This window comes from Aureimonas sp. OT7 (assembly GCF_014844055.1).
Lineage (GTDB): Bacteria > Pseudomonadota > Alphaproteobacteria > Rhizobiales > Rhizobiaceae > Aureimonas > Aureimonas altamirensis_A.
In genome coordinates this window covers 46406-69500 of the sequence record NZ_CP062167.1, presented here as the reverse complement: position 1 = coordinate 69500, position 23095 = coordinate 46406, and the positions used below count along the sequence as shown (strand labels likewise).

General features: G+C 65.9%; 13 protein-coding genes. 5 read left to right on the top strand and 8 right to left on the bottom strand.

Annotated features, from left to right (window positions below):
* The first annotated feature begins 84 nt into the window (after positions 1-84).
* Complete coding sequence (locus IGS74_RS00310) at positions 85-1197, top strand: AbrB family transcriptional regulator (RefSeq protein ID WP_192388651.1); 1113 nt, start codon at positions 85-87, stop codon at positions 1195-1197.
* Positions 1198-1324: 127 nt separating this feature from the next.
* Here the strand turns inward: IGS74_RS00310 and IGS74_RS00305 are convergent, their stop codons facing one another.
* From IGS74_RS00305 to IGS74_RS20380, 4 genes are all read right to left on the bottom strand, one after another.
* Positions 1325-2059 (bottom strand): alpha/beta fold hydrolase, encoded by a 735-nt coding sequence (locus IGS74_RS00305; protein WP_206688202.1) that lies wholly within the window; start codon positions 2057-2059, stop codon positions 1325-1327.
* 641 nt (positions 2060-2700) lie between these two features.
* Complete coding sequence (locus IGS74_RS00300; RefSeq protein WP_192388649.1) at positions 2701-3480, bottom strand: SapC family protein; 780 nt, start codon at positions 3478-3480, stop codon at positions 2701-2703.
* Positions 3481-3573: 93 nt separating this feature from the next.
* Positions 3574-4176 carry an invasion associated locus B family protein gene (locus tag IGS74_RS00295; RefSeq protein WP_246722796.1) on the bottom strand — a complete coding sequence of 201 codons (603 nt, stop codon included), beginning with the start codon at positions 4174-4176 and terminating at the stop codon, positions 3574-3576.
* A 152-nt stretch (positions 4177-4328) separates the two neighbouring features.
* Positions 4329-16952, bottom strand: coding sequence for an autotransporter-associated beta strand repeat-containing protein (locus tag IGS74_RS20380; RefSeq protein WP_192388647.1), 12624 nt, complete (start codon positions 16950-16952; stop codon positions 4329-4331).
* A 383-nt stretch (positions 16953-17335) separates the two neighbouring features.
* On the opposite strand from IGS74_RS20380, the gene IGS74_RS20135 reads away from it, so the two are divergent.
* Positions 17336-18412 (top strand): AraC family transcriptional regulator, encoded by a 1077-nt coding sequence (locus IGS74_RS20135; protein ID WP_246722787.1) that lies wholly within the window; start codon positions 17336-17338, stop codon positions 18410-18412.
* Here IGS74_RS20135 and IGS74_RS20130 read toward each other — a convergent pair.
* Positions 18358-18624: a hypothetical protein gene (locus IGS74_RS20130; protein ID WP_246723199.1), complete on the bottom strand. Its 267-nt coding sequence runs from the start codon at positions 18622-18624 to the stop codon at positions 18358-18360. The genes IGS74_RS20135 and IGS74_RS20130 overlap by 55 nt on opposite strands.
* Before the next feature lie 338 nt (positions 18625-18962).
* Entirely contained in the window at positions 18963-19142 is a 180-nt protein-coding gene (locus IGS74_RS20125) for a hypothetical protein (protein ID WP_246723230.1), read from the bottom strand.
* Between IGS74_RS20125 and IGS74_RS00275 the strand changes: the two genes are divergently transcribed.
* Positions 19096-19356, top strand: a complete 261-nt coding sequence (locus tag IGS74_RS00275; protein ID WP_192388645.1) for an AbrB family transcriptional regulator — start codon at positions 19096-19098, stop codon at positions 19354-19356. The two genes, IGS74_RS20125 and IGS74_RS00275, sit on opposite strands and share 47 nt — an antisense overlap.
* Before the next feature lie 385 nt (positions 19357-19741).
* Here IGS74_RS00275 and IGS74_RS00270 read toward each other — a convergent pair whose 3' ends face one another.
* Positions 19742-20314 (bottom strand): L,D-transpeptidase, encoded by a 573-nt coding sequence (locus IGS74_RS00270; RefSeq protein ID WP_192388643.1) that lies wholly within the window; start codon positions 20312-20314, stop codon positions 19742-19744.
* Between the two features lie 393 nt (positions 20315-20707).
* Here IGS74_RS00270 and IGS74_RS00265 point away from each other — a divergent pair, with 393 nt between their 5' ends.
* Together IGS74_RS00265 and IGS74_RS00260 are read left to right on the top strand one after the other, a co-directional pair.
* A complete protein-coding gene (locus IGS74_RS00265) occupies positions 20708-21610 on the top strand; it encodes a LysR family transcriptional regulator (protein ID WP_192388641.1) in 903 nt (300 codons plus the stop codon).
* Between the two features lie 58 nt (positions 21611-21668).
* Complete coding sequence (locus IGS74_RS00260) at positions 21669-21836, top strand: hypothetical protein (protein ID WP_192388639.1); 168 nt, start codon at positions 21669-21671, stop codon at positions 21834-21836.
* A 285-nt stretch (positions 21837-22121) separates the two neighbouring features.
* Here the strand turns inward: IGS74_RS00260 and IGS74_RS00255 are convergent, their stop codons facing one another.
* Positions 22122-23078 carry an alpha/beta fold hydrolase gene (locus tag IGS74_RS00255; protein ID WP_246722784.1) on the bottom strand — a complete coding sequence of 319 codons (957 nt, stop codon included), beginning with the start codon at positions 23076-23078 and terminating at the stop codon, positions 22122-22124.
* Between the last annotated feature and the right edge of the window lie 17 nt (positions 23079-23095).

The following is a 23095-nucleotide window of genomic DNA, read 5'->3' as shown; positions in this document are numbered from 1 at the left end:
TTTCCTTGCGATGGGGCCTTCTCCAGACGAGAAGTCCTGTGGAACTGGAACAGTTATATAGCCTGTTCGGCAGGCAACAATCCCGTGGCAACGCAGACGAGAATCGAGACAGGTTTGTCCATCAAGGAGATCAGATCGGAAAAGGTGGCGCTGCCGCGCGACGGGTGGCAGGCTGCGATCCTGATCGCCCTGGCAGCCCTGTCCGGCGCGGGTGTCGCGCATCTGGTCGGCGTCCCGGCGGCGTCGCTGTCCGGGGCGATGGTCGGCGCTGGCCTGCTGGTCCTTTTCGGCGGGTTCGGCGCGCGCATCCCGACACCGGCCGTCACCCTGCTGTTCACCTTCCTGGGTGTATCCATGGGCGCCGGCGTAACGCCCGATGCCCTTGCCAAGGCGCATAGCTGGCCCTTGAGCCTGGCCCTGATGGCACTGGGCACCGTGGCCGTGACGCTGGCGGTCTATGCCTATCTCGTCCATGCCATGAACTGGGAGCGCAAATCGGCGTATTTCTCGGCCATACCTGGCGCATTGTCCTATGTTCTTGCGATCATGCAGGAAGCGCGTGGGGATGTCGCCCGGGTCGCGCAATCGCAAAGCCTGCGCGTCTTCCTGCTGATCGCCATCCTGCCCAGCATCGTCGTGATGGTCGGACATGGCCATGCGGCGGTGCCGCAGGTGCAGGGGCCGCCCGCGGGCGAGCTGACCCTCATGTTCCTGGCAGGGTTGGCCGGCGCCTTCATCGGAGTGAGGCTGAAGCTGCCGGCCGGCGCGCTGGTGGGCGCCTTTCTTGCCAGCGCCGCGCTGCACGGCGCCGATGTCGTGCACGGACGTCCGCCCCGCTGGATGATGGAGGGCGGCTTCATTATCCTCGGCACCTATATCGCCCTGCGTTTCCAGGGCATTCACCCGCGCGAGGTGGCGCGCAATCTGATGGCCTCGCTGGGCGCGTTCGTCGTGGCGCTGGCCGTTGCCGGGGCAACGGCCATGCTGGCCTCGCACCTCCTGTCCATTCCGCTCGGACAGACGATGATCGCCTTCGCACCCGGCGGCATCGAGGCGATGGTCATGCTGGCCTTCATGATGGATCTCGACCCGGCCTATGTGGCGGTCCACCAGCTTGGGCGCTTTTTGCTGATGCTCGTGCTCGTGCCCGTCATGGCACGCTTCGTGCTCGGGCGCGGCTGGCGCGATACGCGCTAGCGTCGATACGCGTGGCGGCGAACGCCGACATCGACTTTTAACGGCGACGCCCATCCTGCCTGGCAATTTGCGTTTCTGCCAGGCGCCGCTGCCGCCGGGCCCAAGCCTGCCCCAAGGCTGCGTGCGATCAGAACGGATCGGCGGCGGTCTGCCGTGCAAGGAAATCCGCGATCGTCTCGATGATGCCCGGTGCGAGGGGCAGGGCCGGGTCGGCATAGGTGGCGATGTTCGCGGCGGCGTCGTCGGACGAGACCACCTTGAGGACGTGGTTCACATCGGGAATCACGGCAAGTTCAGCGGTCGGGGCCGCCGCCTTCAGCGCCGTTGCATCGGGGACGCCAACCTGGATGTCCCCGTCGCCCTGCAGGATCAGGACCGGCTTCTGCACCCGTCCGGCAAGGTCCGCGAGGTTCAGCGCGAACGCGCTGATAAGAAAGCCTTGGATAGCCGGCGCAAACAGCGGCGCCAGCGCGGGCGGCACGGCGTCTGCATCGACGCGCTCGCCCGCCGCCAGTGCATTGATTGCGGCGTCGGCCTTAGGCAGCAGCGGCGCATTGGCAGGCTGGGCACGAAGCTGCGTCTTCACCACGTCGCCCATGGGGCGGCCAGCCGTTGCAACGAGGATGAGTCCGCAGATGTCCGGGCTTTCCTGCGCGGTTGCGAGGGCAACGAGCCCGCCTTCGCTGTGTCCGAGGATCCAGACGCATGACGTCCCGGTCCGGCGCCGGATGTCGTCCACCCAGGCTCGGGCGTCGCTGACATAATCGTCGATCGTAACGGCATTGGCATCGCGAACCGCACCGGCGCTTGCCGCGATTCCTCGCTTGTCGATGCGGACCGCCGAAATCCCCTTCTGCGCCAACCCTCGGCCAGAAGACGGTAGGTGCCGGCGACGATCCCCAGCGGGCTGTTGCCGTCCCGGTCCGTGGGGCCCGATCCGGGGATGATCAGGACGAGCGGCGCGTCCGCGTCTGCAGCCTTCGTCCATGTTCCTCGAAAATCCCCTTCGGGCCCCTGATCGAGATTTCCTCCGATGGCATCGAGGCTGCCGCGAGCACCAAGCATTTGTAGCGCGGCGCGCGATTTGAGATAGATAAACTCTGCCTCGTTTCCGTAGCGCGGCGCGCGATTTGGCACGGTTTGGCAGGAGATCTGACGCCATTCAACGGACAGGGGATTGCCGCCGGACGGCACGTTTGCAGGCGTCACAAATTGGACTGCGGCAAATCCTCCGATGTCGCCACCCGTTTTGCAACTAAGTAACGGGTAAGCAACGCTCTCCGATCCTTCATGGTCGGCCACGTGCTGCCGACCACGCGGGATGCAGCTGTTTAGGCCGCCACGGTCGCCTTGTAGAGGCCCCTACAATCCGTCACCGCCGCGCCGTATACGGGCGGACCTTGTAGGTGATCTGATCGTTCGTAAGGAACGAACCAAAGATTTGGCTGTCCGGCACGAATTTTATCGACCCGTCCAAGGGTGTGATGTTTGGTTAAGTTTGTTTCAATCGGGTATTTTTTCTTTGTTTGCGTTTGCGCGTGTTGCGAGGGTTTGCCAGGTATTTTGAGATGCGAGGTGGAGGACGATGAGGTCAGTCCATCCCGAGGCATGGAAGGTCTCTAAGGTTGGGCCGGAGAGGGCGCGGAAGGCAGCTTCGTCGACGAGGCGGAAGCCGTGCACGAGCTTTTCAGTTCCATCGGGGAGCGTAACGCGGGCCTCGCGAGCAGCGAGCAGTTTGGACGCTTCGAGGGCTTCGCAGAACGCGCGGGTGCGCTCGTGCTCGCGGGCGTAGGCGTCGCAGAAGGCCATGGCGACAGCGGCGGCCTCGGTGGCGGCGCCCTCTTCCGCGAACAGGGGGCGGGCTGCATCCCGCGCTGCATCGGTGCTGACATGGGGCGCGGAGAGGTCGAGGCCGAGCATCGTGGTGCTGCCCTCCGTGGCGGTCATACCGATGAAGGGGTAGCGTCGCACATAGCTTGGAACATAGTGCCCACTGTCCCAGGTCCCGTCCGCCGCCACGAACAGGTTCTTTCCAGCATCAAAGCTGGTGACGGCAAGGGGTGCTGCACCGGCATCCATGGAGAACACGATGGGATAGCTGCGCTGGGCCTGCAGAAACTCGCCTATCACCAGCGGAAGAGCCGGGGCGTCGGCAGCGAAGCCGAAGTTCGGTACCTCCCGTATGCCGATCTGGCGATGCTCTGGAAAGCGCAGCAGCGCGGGGGTGCGATAGAAGGGGGGGAGCGGGGTGGGGGTCGGGAGGGACTCGGTCGCTGTGGACATGATCGCGAAACTTTTCTCTGATGGGCAAGGCATCTGTGGGCTATCAGCCGGAAGTGGCGACAGCGGCGCGCAGTCAAGACTCGAGGTTGAGGCTCAGGGCTTGAGACTTGCATCGAGGGCGGGGCCGAAACCCTTGAACGAGACCGGCAGGGTCACCGACTTGCGCGCACCGTCCTCGAACGTGAAGCTGCCCGGCTCCGTGGCGGACTTCAGCGCCTGCACGGATGTCGCGTCGAGTTGGACCTCTGCGATGCAGGACTGCACGCAGCGCTTGTAGTCCAACTGCAGCGGCTTGGCCTTCTCGCTCACCTGGAACTTGACCCCGGCGGGCAACCAGACGCCTTGTGGCAGCTGGATAACGAGGCTCATGCTCGCCTTCGGGTCGGGGCGCCCGACAGCGATGCTGGCGATTACGCCCTGCCCCTGGACCTGCAGATTCTGGACCACTTCGCAGGTCCGCGCCTTGTCCGCCTGCGCCACGCAGCGCATCAGCCAGTCCTGGTAGGTGGCTGTGGTGGCGCCCGGCTGGGAGGTGTCGGCCGCCGGCACCGTTGAGGTCGCGGGTGCGGGACGGGCGGATGGTGCCGGTTGGGTTTGTTGCGCGTGGGCGGGCATATCCAGCAAGCCGGCAACCATCAGGACCGCACTGGCGGCGAGGGCGACGCCGAGGGGCGCTCCCAGGGGAAATGAACGCATCATTTTGCTTTTGGATACCTCGAAACAGAAATGGACACAGAAGAGGGGACCGGACCCATCCTGCCCGCTGGGCAGGCGCCGTTGGGCCTGTATTGCCCCTCTTGATGATCGGAGACGGGAACCACCTCCGATCGGACGAGCGTGCGCGGCCATCAGAACTTCAGCGAGAACTGTGCGGTGAACGCGTTCTGGCTCGCTTCCGAAGCGATCTGGCCGGTATAATTAACCTTGAAGGTCGCCATGTCGGACAGAGCATAGGTGAATCCGGCTTCCAGGATGGCCGTATCCTCGGCGATGGGCACGCCCTGGATCTGGAACGGCGTCGCGCCACCCGCGAACATCATGTTGGCGGCGGAGTTGGTGTCGCCGAACGCATGCTGCCAGCCCAGCGTCATGCTCGGCGTCAGCGTATGGCCGCCCACCTGGATGGTAGTGGCAGCCCGCACGCCCAGCGTGGTGTAGAGCGTGTTCTGAGTGCCCACATCCACCTGGAGCGCGGAACCACCGAGCCCGCTTTCCGCGAACGAGGCGCCCGACACGTTCACATAGGCGAGGCCCGCGAACGGCTCCAACTCATAGGCGTCCATGGAGATGCGATAGCCCGCCTCCCCGAACACCTGCGCGGTGCCCACGGTGTAATCCGCATCGTTGGTTTCGGAGAAGCCGGGGAAAGCCACCGTGCGTCCCACATTCACGTCGTGCCAGGCATAGGACACGCCGCCCCGCAGCCCGATCGGGCCATACTGGGCGCCCAGGTAGAAGCCGATGTCGTAATTGTCCATGGAGCCGTTCGAGGAGCGCGCATCCACGTCGAACTGCGTCCGGCTGAAGCCGGCGACGATGCCGGCGCGGGCATTGTCGGCGATCGCCACGTCCAGGCCGGCGAAGAAGCCGCCGACGGACGAGGAGATGGTGGCCGCGTTGCCGTTGCCGAAGCTGTTGCCCCAGCCTCCAGTTCCCTGCACCCACAAGGTGGGGGTCAGGTCCTGGCTGAGGAGCGTATTGGCCGACCCCGCCGTCCGGGCGGCCTGGGCGAGCGCGCCGGATCCGTCGGTGACGGACTGGCGCAGCCGCGCGCCCACCGCATCGCGCAGATAGATGGATTCCTGCTGGATGACGGTGCTCGCCGAGGCATAGACCTCGCCCGTGAGCTGGTCGAAGGCATTGGCCACCGAGCCGTCGGGCAGGGTGAAGATTGCATCGTATACCGGGTTGCCCGCGCCCAGCGCCTGGGCGGGGACGGCCACGTTCGCCTGGTTCGGCGTCTGCGCATATGCCAGGAAGTCGGCGCCCGTATAGACCAGCGAGAGATAGACGTTCTGCTGGTCATAGGTAAGCGTCGGCTTAAGGAAGGCGTAGTCGGAGGTGACGGAGCCGAACGTGCCGCTCACCGTGCCCGTGGTGGAGATGATGGTGTTGGTGCTGTTGGGCTTGTAGCGCCCCGGCACCGCTACCACCTGCACGCTCGCCCCGGGGGACAGCGTCACGGTGCCGGTGGAAAGGATGAGGTCGTGCTGCCCGTCGGGCGTCACGTCCACGGCATAGATCGAGCCGGAGTTGAACGCGACCGCACCGTTCACCGTCAACGTGCCGGGCGAATAACCCGGCGCCGCGGTGCCGCCGGCATTCACCGTCAGGCCGCCGATGGTCGCCGTGCCGCCGAGCACGCCGCCGGAATTGACCGTGAACGGGGAGGCCGTGGTGGTGCCCGCCTGGAGGCGAACCGTGCTGTCATCCACCGCCACCGTGCCGGTATAGGGCGAGGAGAATTCCACCGTCCCGCCACCCGTAAAGGTCACGGCGCCGGAGCCGGTGATGGAGCCGGTGAAGGCGTAGGTGTCGGAGCGGTTGAACACCAGGCTGGCATTGTTCACCACATCGCCGGCGATCGAGCCGGTGGTGCCGCCATTGCCGATCTGCAGCGTGCCGGCCGAGATCGTGGTGATGCCGGCATAGGTATTGTTCCCGGTGAGGACGAGGGTGCCCGTCCCGGTCTTCGTCAATCCATGGGCGCCCGAGATCACGCCCGCGAGGGCGAGGGTCTGGGAGGCATCCACCTCCACGGTGCCCGCGGTTCCGCTTCCCTGCTGCACCAGCGCCACTGCGCCGCCAAGCGTAAAGGATCCGGTCGCGTGCAGCGTTCCCGCCGTGCTCAGGGTGAGCCCGCCGGTTCCCAGCGCCCGCTCGGAGGACACCTGCAGCGTGCCCTGCCGGATGCTGGTGCCACCCGCATAGGTGTTTGTGCCGGTGAGGGCCAGGGTGCCGGTGCCGGCCTGCACCACGGACCCGCTACCCGAGACCACGCCGCTGAAGGTGGTGGTGCCGGAATGATTGAAGGCAAGCGTGCCGTTGTCGACCACATCGCCGAGGATCGACCCGGTGGTTCCGCCATTGCCGAGCTGGAGTGTGCCGTCCGAGATGGTGGTGCCGCCCGTATAGGTGTTCGCCGCCGTCAGCACGAGGGTACCGAGGTCGCCCTTGTCGATCCCCACCGAGCCGGTGAGCACGCTGTCTAACCGCGCGGTGGTCGAGGCCCCCGCGCTCGTCCCGTCGCCCACCCGGATGGTTGCGGGGCTGGTACCGGTCAGCAGGATCTGCCCGCCGGCGACCACGTAGCCCGTATCCACGAACTGCATGCCGGAGGCCGAGACCTGGCCATCGGCATTGTCCACCGTGACCGTGCCGGGGGTTGCCTGGAACACGGCGAAACCGCTGTTCCACGCCCGCGAAATGGTACCGGAGGCGTTGATCCAGTTGGTCTGGCTGCCCGCCGTCCAGATGCCGGAGCCACCCAGGACCGCCTGCGTCGGCGTGGTGTTCGTGCCGTTCCAGAACAGGATCGGGCTGTTCGGATCGTCCACGAACATGTTCACCTGCCCCGCCACCGAGGTCTGCACACCGCCGAGCAGCCCGCCCGTCAGCGTGCCCACATCCATGCCGTTGTCGGTGAGCGACCCGGTATAGTTGGCGATGCGATAGATGCCGATGCCGAAGCCCGGCGACTGCGTCACGTTCAGCGTGCCATCCAGCGTCACGTTGCCGTTCACGGCGAACACGCCGCCGCCCGTGGGAGATCCCAGGGTGACGTTCATGTTGGCGCCCGCCCGCATGTCGAGCGCGCCCATGGTGAGGCCGGTAGGCTGCGCGCCCGCGAGCGTGCCGCCGGAGAGGACATGCACCGTCTGCGTCACCGAGCCCGTGCCGGCCAGTGTCGCGGCGTCATACACATAGATGTCGCCCGCCACGCTGCCGTTCACGGCCAGCGTGCCGCCATTGACGTTGGTATCGCCGCTATAGGTATTGGCGCCGCTGAGCGTGAGCGTCCCGGTGCCGGTCTTGTCGAGGCCCCCGGTGCCGCCGAGCGCACCCGAGAAGGTCGTGGACGTATTGTCGGCCCCCGTGGCAAGGCGCGCTCCGTCGAGCGTGATCGTGCCCCCGCCAGCAATGGAGCCCACCGTCTCCGTGCCGCTCGGGCGCAGGATCAGGGTGGCGCCCGTTGCGACGCTGACCGCGCTGGCATCGCCGAGCGCGTTGCCGCCCTCGCCGATGAGGGTGCCGGCCGTCACGGTGGTGGCCCCGCTGGCGCTGTTCGCGCCGGAGATGACGAGGGTGCCCGTGCCGGTCTTGTCGAGGGCACCGGTCCCGGTGATCGTCCCGGTAAGGGTCAGCGTCCTGGTGTCATCCACCTCGAACGTGCCGCCGCCGACGCTGGAGACGGGCGTGAGCGAGATGGCGGAGGCGTAGGTGAAGGTGTCGCTGGCGCGCAGCGTGCCGCCTTCCTGGAGGGCCAGAGCGCCCGTGCCGAGCGCGCTGGCCGCGGAGACCTGGAGAGCGCCACCGGACACCGTGGTCGGGCCGGTCAGGGTGTTCGCGCCGGTCAGGGTCAGCGTGCCGTAGCCGGTCTTGGTGAGGCAGCCCGGCCCCGTCATGGTGCCGCTGAAGGTGGAACTGGTGCCGTCGCCGCCCGCCGTCAGGCAATGGCCGTTGAGGCCCACGGACCCGGCGCCCGCGAGGGAGCCGACCGTCTCGTCCGCATCGGTGAGGTTGACGAAGGCGCTGCCGGCGATGGTCAGGCGTGCCGTATCCGAGAGGGAGGCGCCGCCCCCGATCTGCAGCGTCCCGGCATCCGTGTTGGTGGCGCCGGAGAAGGTGTTCGCACTGCTCAGCACCAGCGTGCCGGCGCCGGACTTCGTCAGCGCGCCGCTGCCGGAAATGACCCCGGACACCGTGAGCGTCCTGGCGGGATCGACGGAGAGGGTCCCCCCGCCGCTGCCGGAGACCGGCGTCAGCGAGATGCTGCGTGCGAAGGTGAAGGTGTTGCTTGCCACGAGGGCGCCGGCGCCCTCAAGGGCCAGCGGACCCGTGCCCAGCGCGCCCGCCGTGGACACCTGGATCGCGCCGTCCGACACCGTCGTCGTGCCCGTATAGGTGTTGGTGCCGGTGAGCGTCATGGTGCCCGCGCCCGTCTTGTTGAGGCAGCCGGAGCCGGAGATGGCGCCGGAGAAGCTGGAGCTTGTCCCGTCGCCGCCGGTGGTCAGGCAGTGGCTGTTGAGCGCGATGTCGCCCGCGCCCGTCACCGAGCCCACCGTCTCGTCCGCGTCCACCAGCGACAGCGCGGCGCCGGAGGCGATGGTCAGGCGTGCGCCATCGGCCAGCGACGCGCCGCCCATGATTGCCAGCGTGCCGCCCGAGACCGTGGTCGCCCCGGTGAAGCTGTTGGTGCCGGACAGGGTCAACGTGCCCGTGCCGGACGTCTCCAGCGTGCCGGTTCCCGAAATCGCTCCCGCGAAGCTGCTGGCGTTCGACCGGTTGAAAATGAGGGCCCCGTCGTTCAGCACGTCGCCGGCGAGGGACCCGGAGGTGCCGCCATCGCCCACCTGGACCGTGCCGGAGGAAATGGTTGTGCCGCCCGTATACGTGTTGGCCCCCGTCAGCGTCAGCGTGCCCGAACCGGCCTGGACAAGGGAGCCGGCGCCCGAGACCACGCCCGCGAACGTCAGGACGTCGCTGCGATCGAAAGCGAGGCTCGCGCCCGCCGCCACGGCCACATCGCCGAGGATGACGCCCGTGGTGCCGCCATTGCCGATCTGCAGCCGGCCCTGCGTCACCGTCGTGTTGCCGGTATAGGTATTGGCACCCGTGAGGATCAGCGTGCCGAGGTCGGTCTTCTCGAGGCCGGTCATGCCGTCGATCACCGAGCCGATCGTCGCCACATAGCCGGCGCCCTGCGCGCTTCCGTCGCCCACACGCACCTGCGTCTGGTCGGACATGGCCGCCAGCGTGATCGTGCCGCTATCGACCGTATAGCCGTCCACCATGAACTGCATGCCGGTGTTGGACACCGTTCCGGACACCGTCACGTCGCCCGCCGTGCCGGCGAACACCGCATACGTGCTGTCCCACGCCCGCGACTGGTTCAGCGGCTCCGTGAGCCAGTTGGTGTTCGACGGGCTCGCCGACCACGTACCGCTGCCGCCGTGGATGGTGCCGTCCGGCGTGGTGGTCGAGCCGTTCCAGTACAGCATGGTGCTCGCCAGAACAGACAGGTTCACCTGGTTCGGCACCACCTGGATGGTGTAGGCGAAGTCGGTGGGCGTGGTCCCCAGAACCAGCCCGTTGTCCGCGGTCAGCGTCGTGTAGTCGATGAGCCTGTAGACGCCGAGCGCCATGGCGCCCGCATTCGTGACGTTGAGGATGCCGTCCAGCGTCAGGCTGCCGGCGGAGTACACGCCGATCCCCGTGCTCGCCCCCAGGATCACGTCTAGGTTGGCGCTGTTGGACAGGGTCAGCGACGTCATGGACAGGCCATGCACGCCCGCCGTGCTGGTGGGCGCCGCCCGCAGCGTGCCGCCGTCCAGCACGCTCACCGTGCCGTTGACCGCCGCCCCGGCCGTCCCGCTCGTCTCGCCCTGCAAGGTGGCGCCGGACTGCACCACGATGTTGCTCGCCAGCGTCACCCCGCTCAGGATCTCCAGCGTCCCGCCGGCCACCGTGGTGCCCGCACCCGCGCTGTTCGCCCTCGTCAGCGTCAGCTTGCCGGCCCCCTGTTGCACCAGCGAGCCGCTCCCGGTGATCGCACCGGACGCCGTCACGTCGTCCGAGCGGTTGAACACGACCGTCGCGCTGTTCGCGATGGCCCCCGCCACCGAGCCGCTCGTCCCGCCATCACCGATCTGAAGCGTCCCGGCCAAGACCGTCGTGCCGCCGGAATAGGTGTTGGTACCGGTCAGCGTCAGCGTTCCAAGGCCGTCCTTCGTCAGGCCTCCGACCCCGTCCAGAACGCTCGAAACGCCAATATCGAACCCGTTGCTGTCCAGCCGACCACCCCCGGCCGCAAGAACGATGTCACCCGCCGCGAATCCGGACAGGAAATCCGCCTCGCTCTTCGAAGCCCGCAGGGTGCCGCCGCCCAGCGTCACCGTGGCGGTCCCCGCGTCGCCCGCCTTCGCCACCTGGCCCGCGATCACCGCGCCGCCGGACGAAACCGTAAGAGTGCCGTTACTTTCATATTCGCCGAGCAGAAGCACATTCGTGCCGAGGTTCCAGCTCGAGTTCGCGCCGGTCACCGTGGCGATACCGGACATATTGGTATTGTTGCCGAGATAGACAGAACCGCTCAGGATCGTGCCGCCGTCCGAAACGGTCACGATGCCGTTGCCATAATAGCTGGCGAAAAGGTCCCCGCCATGCAAGTCCAGCGTCGAACCGGCGCCGGTCACCGTGATCTCGCCCTGCGAGGCGTCGTAATAACCGAGATAGGCGCCCGTCGCCGTCACCAGCGCGCCGTCGGCGACGGTGAGCGTGCCGGTCGAGCCATCATACTCGTAGCCGAGATAGATCTCCCCGGCTGTCCAGCTCGACCCCGGGCCGGTCACCGTCACGCTGCCGCTGTAGGAACCGTAATGGCCGCCATAGAGGCCGATATAGGCGTCACCGGAAACGAGCGTGCCCCCCGCGGACACGGTGACCGAGCCGCTATTGTGATAGCCGACTTCGAGATAGCCGTCCCCGATATCGAAGGTCGAGCCGGCGCCGGTCACCGTCAACGCGCCGTACGCCCCGTCACCCTCTGCCTCATAGCCGACGAGGGCGGAGCCGGCAGTCACCCTCGCGCCGCCCGACACGGTCATCTCGCCGGTGCCGTAATTGCCGATATAAATGTAACTGCTGCCCAGGTTCCAATGCGTTCCCGTCCCGGTCACGGTGGCGGTGCCGGACGAGCCATTCTGGTATGCGATGGTCGCCCCGCCTGTCGTGGACAGGAGAGCCCCGTCGGAAACCGTGAGCGTTCCCGTGCCTCCATAGCCGACGTTGAACGCGGCGCCTCCGGTATCGAGACTTGTCCCGCTCCCCGTTACTGTCAGCCCCGCCGTACTGGTGAGGGCGCGGGAGATGTCGATCTTGGCCACCGTCGACGTGCCGCCGGCGAAGACCAGCGATCCCGCCGCGACCACCGTGTCCCCGGTGAGGCTGTTGCTTCCCGTCAGCGTCAGCGTGCCGGACCCGTCCTTTACCAGCCCGTCCGTCCCGGTCAGCGCCGAGCCGATGGCGGCGCTTAAGCCCGCCGTCGCGGACGTCGCGTCACCCACCGTGATCGCCGGCGCCGCGCCATTGAAACCGGACAGTGCGATTCCCCCGCCCGTCACCTCATAGCCCGAGGTCAGGAAATACATTCCCGCCACCTGCGGGGCGGTCGCCCCGCTCACCGTCCCCGTCCCCGCCGTTCCGGCGAAGATCGCGATACTCCCCTGCGACCACCGATCGGCCGCCGCGCCGGCCGCATCGGTCCAGTTGGTCGTCGCGGCCGAGACGTTCCAGGTGCCGTCGCCGCCGACCACGCTCTCCCCGCCCAGGACGACGGTGGAGCCGTTCCACCACTGCGCCGCCGCCATCAGCAGGTTGACCTCGCCCGCCGTCGCCGTGTCGAGTACCGCCTTGGAATATTGCGGCACCGGTCCGAGGGCAATGCCGTTATCCGTGAACGTCCCGCCATAGTCGAACAGCCGGTAGGTGCCGGAGCCGAAGCCGGCGCGCGGCGCCAGGTTCAGCGTGCCGGCCAGGGTCAGGGTGCCGGTCTGCCCACCGGTCGCCGCCGTCGTCAGCGCTGCGGTCGCGGAGGGCGCCCCCAGGCCCACCGTCAGCACGCTCGATGCCTGCATGGTCAGGCTGCCGAAGGTCAGGTGGCTATTCCCGTCCGCCTCCATCCGCATCGCGCCACCGCTCTCCAGCGTCAGGTCGCCGACGAAGCCCCCCGTCGCGCCCGACGCCGCGATGAATTCCGCCCCGGACTTGACGGTCAGGGTGCCGGCGCCGCTCGCGGCGCCCTGGAAGCGCAGCGTGCCTTCCGACACCGTGACTTCGCCCTCCAGCGAAGGGTTGGCCTGCGTCAGCACCAGCGTGCCGACGCCGGTCTTCTGAAGCCCGAGGGTAGAGGCCAGCGCCAGATCGAGCGTCGCGGTGCTTTCGGCCGCCACCGAAATCGCCGGGGCCACGCCGCCCCCGAACGAGACCAACTGGATCACGTTCGACGCGCCAGCGCCTTCCACCCTGTAGCCGTCGACCAGGAATTCCAGGCCCGCGACGCTCGGATCCGTCGCCCCCGACACCGTCACCGTCCCCGCCGTGCCGGCGAAGACCGCCAGCCCGCCCTGGCCCCACGCCTCCGCCGCGCTCCCGGCCTCGTTCGTCCAGTTGCTCGTGCCAGCCGCGACGTTCCACGTTCCCGTGCCGCCGGCCACGCTCGACCCGCCAGTGACGTTCGTGCCGTTCCACCACTGGCCCAATGCGACCTGGAGGTTCACCTGACCGCCGGTCGAGGTGTCGACCGCATAGAGCGAATGCGCCGGCGACGTCACCGAAAGCCCGTTGTCCGTCAACGCGCCCGCGTAATCGATCAGACGATACGTTCCCGAGGTGAAGCCGGCGCCCGCCGTCACCTCCAGCGTGCCGTCCAGCGTCACGTCGCCATTGGACAGAACCGCCCCCGTGGTCGAGGGCGCCGCCAATGTCACCGCGAACACAGAGCCGCCGTCCAGAACCAGCGCCCCCACCGCGAAAGCCGAAGCCGCCCCGCCCTCCGCGACGAGCGTGCCGTCCGCGCCGATGCTCACCGTGCCGCCGGCGCCGCCCGTGCTCGCGCCGACAAGATTCGCCCCGGACAGGACCTCCACGTCCCCCAGCACGCTTCCCGTCAGGTTCAGCGTGCCCGCCGATACCGTCGTCATGCCCGTGTGGCTACTGCCCCCGGAAAGCGTCAGCGTTCCCGCGCCGAGCTTCTGCAGCGTCCCCGAGCCGGAGATCGCTCCCGCATAGGTCATGTCGTTGGAACGATTGAACACCAGCGCCGCGTCGTTGACGATGTTGCCTGCGACCGCCCCCGTCAGACCGCCATCGCCAATGGACAGCGTGCCGCCGGAAATGGTCGTGCCGCCGGTATAGGTGTTGTTCCCTGTGAGCGTCAGCGTGCCGGTGCCGGACTTGGTCAAACCGATCGTTACCCCGGTCCCGGAAAGCGTACCGGAGAAGGTGGTGCTGGTATTGTCGCCACCGGTCGTGAGCACCGAATTCGCGCCCGCCGCCACGACATTGCCTGCACCGGCAAGCGAACCGATGGTTTCCGGGCCATAGAACAGGACAAGCTCAGCCCCGGCATCGACGGTCACCGCGACGGTATCGGCAATCGCCAACCCGTTCTGGGCGAACAGCCTGCCCTCAGCCACATGCACGGGACCGGTGAACGTGTTGGTCCCGGTGAGGAACTGGGCGAGGGAGCCGACCTTGGTCAGGCCGCCCGTGCCGGTGATCGCACCCGCAAACATGCCGGTGCCGTTATTGGCGCCAACTGTCAGGGTGTTGGCGTTGAGATTCACCGTTCCGGTGCCGTTCAGATTGACCACGCTCTGTGAGCCATTCGCCAGTTCCAGCGTCGCCCCCGTGGCCAGGGTGAGTTCCGTCGTGTCCGGAAGCGTCGAGTCGCCGGACAGCGCCAATGTGCCGGCGGATATCGTCACGGCGCCGATGATCGTGTTCGTCCCGCTGAGGGTCAGGGTACCGGTGCCGGCCTTCTCCACCGACCCGATGCCGCCGATCACCCCTGAAAACGTCGTCGAACTGTTGTTGCCGCCCGCGGTCAGCTGGCTGACATTGGCCAGCGTCACCGTGCCGGCGCCCGCCAGCGAGCCGATGGTCTCGTTCGCGTTTACCGTCAGGCTCGCACCGCTCGCGACCGTGACTGCACTCTGATTGCCGATCGCGGCCCCACCAGAGAGGACCACCGCCCCCGAACCGATGGTGGTCGCCCCGGAATAGGCGTTGGCGCCCGAAAGCGTCAGCGTGCCGGTACCCGAGACGGTCAGGCCACCGGTGCCGGTAATCGCTCCCGACAAGGTCTGCGTGGCGGAGGAGGCGTAGTCGAGCAGGGTGCCCGAAGCGAGGGAGATCGCCCCCGAATAGCTGCCGGCTCCGAGGCTGCCGGCGGAAGCGATCCGCAGCGTACCGTCCGTAATCGTGGTGCCGCCCGCATAGGTATTCGCCCCGCTCAGGATGAGCGTGCCGGCGCCGATCTTCTCGATGCCGTCGCTGCCGGCGATAACCGAGGAGATGGTGGCCACCGTGGACGCCCCGTCCACGTCGACCTTGGGGGCGGTGGAGGCGTTCGCAAGCGTCAGCGTGCCGCCGGTGATCGCAAAGCCCGAAGTCAGGAACTTGAGCGCCTTGGCGCCCACCGGACCGGACGACGTATCCACCGTCACGGTTCCCGCGGTGCCGGCGAAGATCGCCGCCTTGGCACTGTCGGACGCCACACGGCTCGTGCCGGCGGAATTGGTCCAGTTGGTGACGCTGTTCGAAGCGGTCCAGGTGCCGCTGCCGCCAGCCACCGGTCCGGAACTGCCGGTCGTGGTGGTGCCGTTCCAGGAAAGACCGGCGCCGACGACCTGAAGCGTCAGCAGCTTTGCGGTGGTATCGACGCCCGCCGTGTACTCGAAGTCCGACGACCCCGTGATGCTGGTGAAGCCGTTGTTCGAGCCGGCAAGGTTGCCGCCGTAGCTGACCAGCGTATATGTGCCTTCCGCAAGGGTGCTGTTGGCGTTGATGACCAGCGCACCCGCGTAAGACAGGTTCAGATCCGTGGCGACAAGGGCTGTGGTCGTCGGCGCACCGAGGGTGACGTCGAAGGTGGAACCCCCGAACAAAGCGAACGATCCGGTGCTCGTGAGAGCCGGGCCGGACGCAACCGCCTGAAGCGCGACGGTGCCGCCGGAGTTGGTAAGGACCGAGCCGGCGACCGATCCTGTCAGGGATTGGCCATTCGTCAGCGTGCCGCCCGAATTGATGTCGATCGTCCCTTTGATGCCGCCTGCCGTCGAGCCGCTCCCGAGCTGCAGCGTGCCACCGCCGACCGACCATGCGCCTCCCACGGTTCCTGCCTGCTGGCCCGTGACCCGCCAGGTGCCACTGCTTGTGACGTCGACGACGTTCATCCCCTGGAACTGCACGCTGCCACCCGTCTGGGCATCCAGCTGGGACACGTCGAACACACCACCGGCACCGCTCAACCGCAGCGTGTTGACGATGCCGCCACCCACCACGTTTCCGGTAATGGTCGCGTAGGTCTGGCCCGAGATGCCGCCGTTGCCCTCCAATTCCAGGACGTTGACGCCATCAGTGAACTGGATGGCGTTCGACCGGGTCGTACCGGGCGTAACGACACTGATCGAGAGGGGCGCCAGGTAATCGCCGCTCAATCCCCCCGAAACAGTGGACGTCGGCCTGAGTACAACGTGGACATTGCTACCACCGATACCGATACCGCCGGCCCCGGCTATGCCTTGCGGATAAAGCGTACCCCAGGAGTTGCCTCCGGCCGTGGCGTTGCCGCCTTTTCCACCGGAAACCGTCCTTCCGGCTCCGACGGTTATCGTCGTGGTATCTGCCGTATTGACTGCGAAGATGCCGCTACCACCCATGCCACCGATATATACGAGGCCATTGAGGGTATTGGAGCCACCCTTCACGTTGGCCCCAATGGTCAAATGGGTCGCGGCATTGCCGTAAAGATAAAGTCCTCCGCCGCCGGCACCACTGACGCCAGCGGACGCAAGGGTATTGAGGTCCGAATACCCCCCGCCGGCGCCATTGCCGCCCGTCAGCGCAATGGTCAGCGTACCGAGATTTCCAGTCCCCGTAACGACGGCCCCAAAGCCGCCGCCGCCGCCACCACCACCGCCGCCGCCTGCGACCTGCGAAATGCTCCCCTCACCGCCATTGCCTGCCGTCACAGTGGACGTGGGCAAGGCTGTCCCGATATATCCGTGCCCGCCACCGCCGCCGCCGTAACCGGGCCCGGACCCGCTGGTCGAGCTTCCGCCCAGACCGGCATTGGCGCCGGTCGCCCCCCCGGAGGCGCCATTCGCCGCAGGCGTCAGGCCTGTTCCGCCCGCGCCGGCCGTGCCGCCGCCGATTCCACCGGAGCCAGCCGTGTTACCCGCGTTGCCGCCAGCACCGGAGGTGCCGCCGAAGCCTGCGCGGCCACCCGCACCCGGACTGTTCGCGCTGGATGTGTTGCCGCCAGCACCGCCGCCACCGCCGCCACCGCCGCCGCCGCCGCCGCCCGCGCCGGCCGTCGTTCCCTTGCCGCCCGCACCACCGGCGCCGCCAGCGAGGGGGTCGATCTGGATGGTTTGCGCATGGGTGACGACCGGGACCATTGAAAGCGTGATGCCCAGAACCGGCACCAACGCCGATGTCAGCAGGAACCCCCTGCGCAACTGCTTCATGCGCGGGACAACAGAACCGATGCCAATGGTCCTGCCTGCCAGGTCCGCCTTGCCGCAGCTTGCGGCTTTCCGCTGATTCCTGCCCGCCGTTTCAGCCCCAATGCGCATCATACCATCCCCCCAGCAGACCGGCATGCGCGCCAGGATGAAATGGACGCACGCCGACTCGCACCAGCCCAGAGTGTGAAATCAACTAGTAGGGAAACTACGAAGCCGATCGCCGCGCTCGCAATCAAGATTACGCAGTGGACTGTCGCCATTACGAAATGGGAGACAAAAAATTTTTACTGTGTCTTCTTAGTTGTGAGAGGGACAACGGGAGGTATTGTAATATCTTCAATATTGATTTTGGGAGCCTTGACTTTGTCGAATTCTCAGTTTGAATGAAAAATTCAGCAGAAAAATTTATTATTTGCAATTGTCGACTTGGAAATGGCATCAACTTGAGGTTGAATAATAAGAAGATATCGCCCCCGCTGCCTTTCGGAACAAAGAGCAGCATCACGTTCAATGACTTTGCGAACTTGTCCGAGCAGCAGACCGGGAGCGCCCGGCTGAAGATCGAATACCGGCCCCTGACGCGGGACGATCCATTCCAGTTCGCCTTCTCCGCCGCGCAGGTGGAAGACCTGCGCATCATCGCGGCCTCCAGCACCCCCATGCGGTTTTCCGCCTCGGACAGCCCGCGCGGTATCCTCATGCTGCCTATGCTGGGCCATTGCCAGACACGCCGGGGGCAGCGGTCGATCGAGTGGGGACAAGGCCGCGCCGCGCTTTATCTTCCGCCCGGCAGCGCCCAGGGTGAGAGTGGTGCCCGATCGGTCATCGGCATCGACATCGATCCCAACCGGCTGGAAACCCTCGCCCGCACGATGCTTGGCAACCATCCCGAGGGGGAGCGCGAGCGCATCCTGGACTGGGAAACGTTCCGCTCCCTGAAGCTGGTTGCGGGCCATGTGAACTTCGAACAGATCTTCCGGCATTACGCGGAACTCCTGGATATCCTGGCGCCTGATCTCGATCTTCTCGTACGGGCCGGCATTTCCGAGATGATCCTGCGCTCGACCATCATGCTGATGGCGCCGAGCCTGTTCATGGATACGCAGACGCCGTCGCCGAGCGCCGTTTCTTCGAAAGTAAAACTGGTCTGCGACTATATCGATTCCCATCTTGAGCAAAAGATTACGCTGACGGATCTTGAGCGTGTCAGCGGCCTGTCCGCGCGCGGGCTTCAGTATGCGTTCCGGAGCGCGATGAATGTTAGTCCGATCCAATGGATAACGGAGCGCCGCCTGGACGCCGTTCACCGCCGTCTTCTGCTCGCAACAGGTGAAGATACAGTCATCATGATCGCTTCCAGATATTTTACACATATGGGTAACTTCGCACGGCTTTATAAAATGCGTTACGGCGAGATGCCTTCAGAAACTCTGGTCCGGCAGAAGAAAAGAAGGCTGTGATCCAAAGTTGGCCTGAAATCGGGCGCCTGTGACGCCCCGCCGGAAGGCAGGCGGGCGCGGAGCACGCAGGTGTAAATGCTGCGCGTCCGCGCTATCCGATCGATCAGAAGACACATCTTATCGGCCGTTTCTCCGACGAAGCGGCTGAACAGCGCCTCAAGCCAAACCGAAAAAAGTGGCAGGCGCAATTCGCCAAACGCCGAGCCGGTCATCGTCTTGCCGGTTCCCCCTGGGCCGACGATAAGCATATGCGTTGCCGGCGCTTGGCCGTGCCCGCACAAGGTCGTGCGTTCCTGCTGCTGGCGAACGATGCGCTCAAGCCTGGTTGGCGGGGTCGCCCGACAGCACTATGCTGGACAGCGAGACCTTTGGAAAAGCGCACGCGACCGGTCCCTGCAATTCGCCACGGGGACAGACAAGCGGAATCGGGGTCTCCCCGCCAGCGGGTTGTCGGTAAGACGTTGATCCCGTGCCTTCTGAACAAGGCGCTTGAGCCTGTCGGCTTCGTCGGCGGCCTTAGAGCCTCCTGCGTGACGATCTGCAAGGCGATCTACAGGAACTGATCTTCATCCCCGTCGATATGCGAATTCAGGAGCGCGAGAATTTGCGTCGTACGCATACTCGCCTCCTTCTTGAGCGCTGCCCGGTCGGCGAAAGCCAGCTTCTCGAGACTGCACCGCGCATTGGGCGCGTTCGTCTTGGCGCTGGCCGTTGCCGGGGCAACGGCCATGCTGGCCTCGCACCTCCTGTCCATTCCGCTCGGACAGACGATGATCGCCTTCGCACCCGGCGGCATCGAGGCGATGGTCATGCTGGCCTTCATGATGGATCTTGACCCGGCCTATGTGGCGGTCCACCAGCTTGGGCGCTTTTTGCTGATGCTCGTGCTCGTGCCCGTCATGGCACGCTTCGTGCTCGGGCGCGGCTGGCGCGATACGCGCTAGCGTCGATATCGCGAACAGGGCTTCCAGAAACGAACACGGCTTCCGGTCTGTTGGCGTTCGCGCCCTAAATAACGGTCAGTGCCGAACGACGAGGTTGGTATCAAGCGCGAGGACGTCTACGCTTCGCTTCAGCGAGCACGCCTCCATCCATCTCGGCAATCGTCTTTGGCTTACCCCCGTTTGTCAGTGCGCCGAAGACTTTCCGACCGCGTTTCGACGAAGGCTGGCGCCAGCTTTGGTAACGAGAGGTCTACCGGGTCGGCCAGGCTGTCATCATTGTTCGTTTCGACCGACGAAGAATGGCGCAAGTGCAGTTCTTGCGAACGTCGATCGCGCCTGAGTGTCTTAAGCTCGGGTTTTTCTGCCTCGACGGTTGGAGTCCGCCCTACGTTGTAAGGGGCGACTGATGAACGATGATGGGCGCATGGTAGGGAACGCGCTCATAAAGATCGATCACATCCTGGTTCGTCAGCCGGACGCAGCCCGAGGATGCCGCCGTTCCCATGGTCCACCACTCGGGCGAACCGTGAAGGCGATAGAGGGTGTCTTCGCCGTTCTGGTGGATATAGAGCGCGCGCGCTCCCAGCGGATTGCCCAGGCCGGGCTCCATGCCGCCATTGGCCACCGAGTAGATTTCCAGTTCCGGCTTGCGAGCAATCATATCGGCAGGCGGCTTCCATCGCGGCCAATGCTGTCGCCAGTGCACCACGCCGTGCCCCTCCCAGGTAAAGCCGATCCGTCCGATGCCGACTCCGTAACGCATGGCCGTACCCCCTTCTTCAACCAGATAAAGAAAGCGGTTCGGGGTATCGACGACGACCGTGCCCGGCGCTTCTCCTGTCGGATCGGCAACCTGCTGTCGATAAAGCTTCGGATCGATTTTCCAATACGGCACCGCCGGGATTTCGTGGCCGCCGTCGAAGACAGCGGACATCGAGTTCAAGCGTGCGGACCGCATCGTAACCGGCTGGCTCCAAAGGCCCAGAGTTCGGGAGCGGTTCCGGCCCAAGGCTGGTCGCAGCGGACTGGGTGCCGCGAGGGGCAACACATGCTGCGGACAGGAGATTGGTTGCTACGGCTCCAAGGACGAAGGCGCGGCGGGACAGAGGCAAGGCTTTCAATCGGCACTCTCGTATCGGCATGAGGGACATTCGGTCTGGAGTCTTCGGGATCGTTCCATCCCGGCTTCGCTGTCTCTTCGGCGGGTTTGTTGCCGATGACACTAAAGCAGGAGCGACATACCAAACAGATGGTTATGGTTTATCGCAACCATAGCTGTTAGGAATGATCGGTCTTCCCGACGGTGCCAGATGCTGGACTTCGCGGGTTGGAGTGAAGGTCGGGAGGTGACATGGATCTGGCAGCAGCTCTGCGAGCCTTTACACGAACCGTCGAGCGCGGCTCGCTGACCGCGGCCGCCCGCGACCTGTCCTTGTCGCAACCGGCAGTTTCGAAGCATATCGCAAACCTCGAACGGCACGTCCGCGCCCGCCTTCTGGAACGGTCCGCCCGTACCGTCCGTGCGACGCCCGAAGGGCAGGCGCTTTACGACGCGAGCCGGTCGGCGCTCGCCTCGATCGATGCGGCGGTCGAGGGCCTATACGCCATGGCGGGAGCCATCGAAGGAACGGTGCGTCTCCATGCGCCCTCGTGCATCGGCGGCCGACACATCCATCCATTGCTGATGATGTTCCAGCAGGATTATCCCGGCGTTGCCTTCGAACTCATCCTGGAAAACAGGACTGTCGATCTTGTTTTCGAGAACATCGACATAGCGTTGATGAACGGGCGCCCGAGCGGCCAGGACATGATCATCCGCAGGCTCGGGCTTGCCCGGCGCATCCTCGTGGCGAGCCCGGCCTTCCTGCAGAAGCACGGCCCAGTCGAGACGCTCGATGACCTCGGTCGCATCCCGGTGGTCACCACGTCGCGATCGATGACGTCGCACAACCGTCTGGCCCTCGTGGCGAACGGCGCGCCCCATGAAGTGGACGTGCGACCGATCCTGCAGACCAACGACGCCCATGTCGTCGGCAGGTCGCTGCTCGACGGCCACGCCGCCGGCCCGGTCCAGCATCTGCTGGTTGCCGACGACCTGGAGGCAGGGCGACTTATTCGCATTCTTCCGGATTGGGAGGTACGGCCGAGCGAATTGTTTCTCGCCTACCCCTCCACCAAGTTCATGCGCCCGGCCGTTCGCGCCTTCGCCGACTTCCTGACGCAACACATGCGGCGGATCGACGGGCTCGACTGACGAACTCGAGGCCATGCGGATCCTGGCTGTACTTTGTCCATGGTGGAATGCCGGGACAATGGACCGTTCTCGCGGCTGGCAGCGGTTCGCATGTTTCGCCAACGCCCCTTCGGACATGCGCTCGTCGCCGCCTTTGTCCGCGACACAGACGAGCACCTTCATGGCTCTGGTGAAGCTGCCGGGACTTGGGCTGGATTGGGGGGCTGCCGACCTTTTTCACGCGTGAGGACCAGCCGACGCAGTTCATCGCCGTAGGCGATATCGGCCGTACCGTCGCGGCGGTGTTCACCCAATCGGTCGTTTCGCCGGGCGGGCTTTCGAGATTGCCGGCGACACCGTCACCGGCCCGGAGCTCGCCGCAAAACTGGCAAGGCTGCTGGGCGGACCATTGAGTACCAGCGGTTTTCCAATGAACTGCTCGCCGGCAGTGGGTTCTGGCCGGCCTGGCGAAACTGTTCGTATCCGATAGCCGCTCAAGGGTTCGCGCCGGCGTCCGAGGCGACGTGCAGGATCAGAGCGGATCGGCTGCGGGCTGCCGTTTGAGGAAGTCCTCGATCGTTTCGATGACGCGCGGCGCAAGGGGCAGCGCCGGATCGGCATAGGTGGCGATATTCGCGGCAGTGTCGTCGGACGAGACCACCTTGAGGATGTGATTGACATCGGGGATCACTGCGAGTTCGGCAGTCGGCGCCGCTTCCTTCAGGGCCTTCGCATCCGGGACGCCGACCTGGATGTCCCTGTCGCCCTGCACGATCAGGATCGGCTTCTCCACCCGTCCGGCAAGGTCTGCGGGGTCCAGCGCAAACGCGCTGATAAGAAAGCCTTGGATAGCCGGCGCAAACAGTGGCGCCAGCGCGGGCGGCACGGCGTCTGCATCGACGCGCTCGCCCGCCGCCAGTGCATCGATCGCGGCATCGGCCTTAGGCAGCAGCGGCGCATTGGCAGGCTGGGCACGAAGCTGCGTCTTCACCACGTCGCCCATGGGGCGGCCAGCCGTTGCAACGAGGATGAGTCCGCAGATGTCCGGGCTTTCCTGGGCGGTCGCCAGGGCGACGAGTCCGCCTTCGCTATGTCCGAGCAGCCAGACGCATTTCGTTTCGCTCCTGAGTCGGATGTCGTCCACCCAGGCCCGGGTGTCGCTGACATACTCTTCGATCGTGACGGCATTGGCGTCGCCGACGGCACCGGCGCTGGCCCCGATGCCGCGCTTGTCGACGCGGACCGTCGAGATTCCCTTTTGCCCCAAACCCTCGGCCAGAAGACGGTAGGTGCCGGCTTCGATTCCGAGCGGGCTGTTGCCATCCCGGTCCGTGGGACCGGAGCCGGGGATGATCAGGACGACCGGCGCGCTTGCGTCGGCCGCCCTGATCCAGGTTCCTCGAAGATCGCCCTCCGGCCCGTTTATGGAGATGTCTTCCGACGGCATCGAGGCTGCCGCCAGCGCCAGCATTGAAGCATAGAGAAGCATGGATGCCCCGGCCTTCC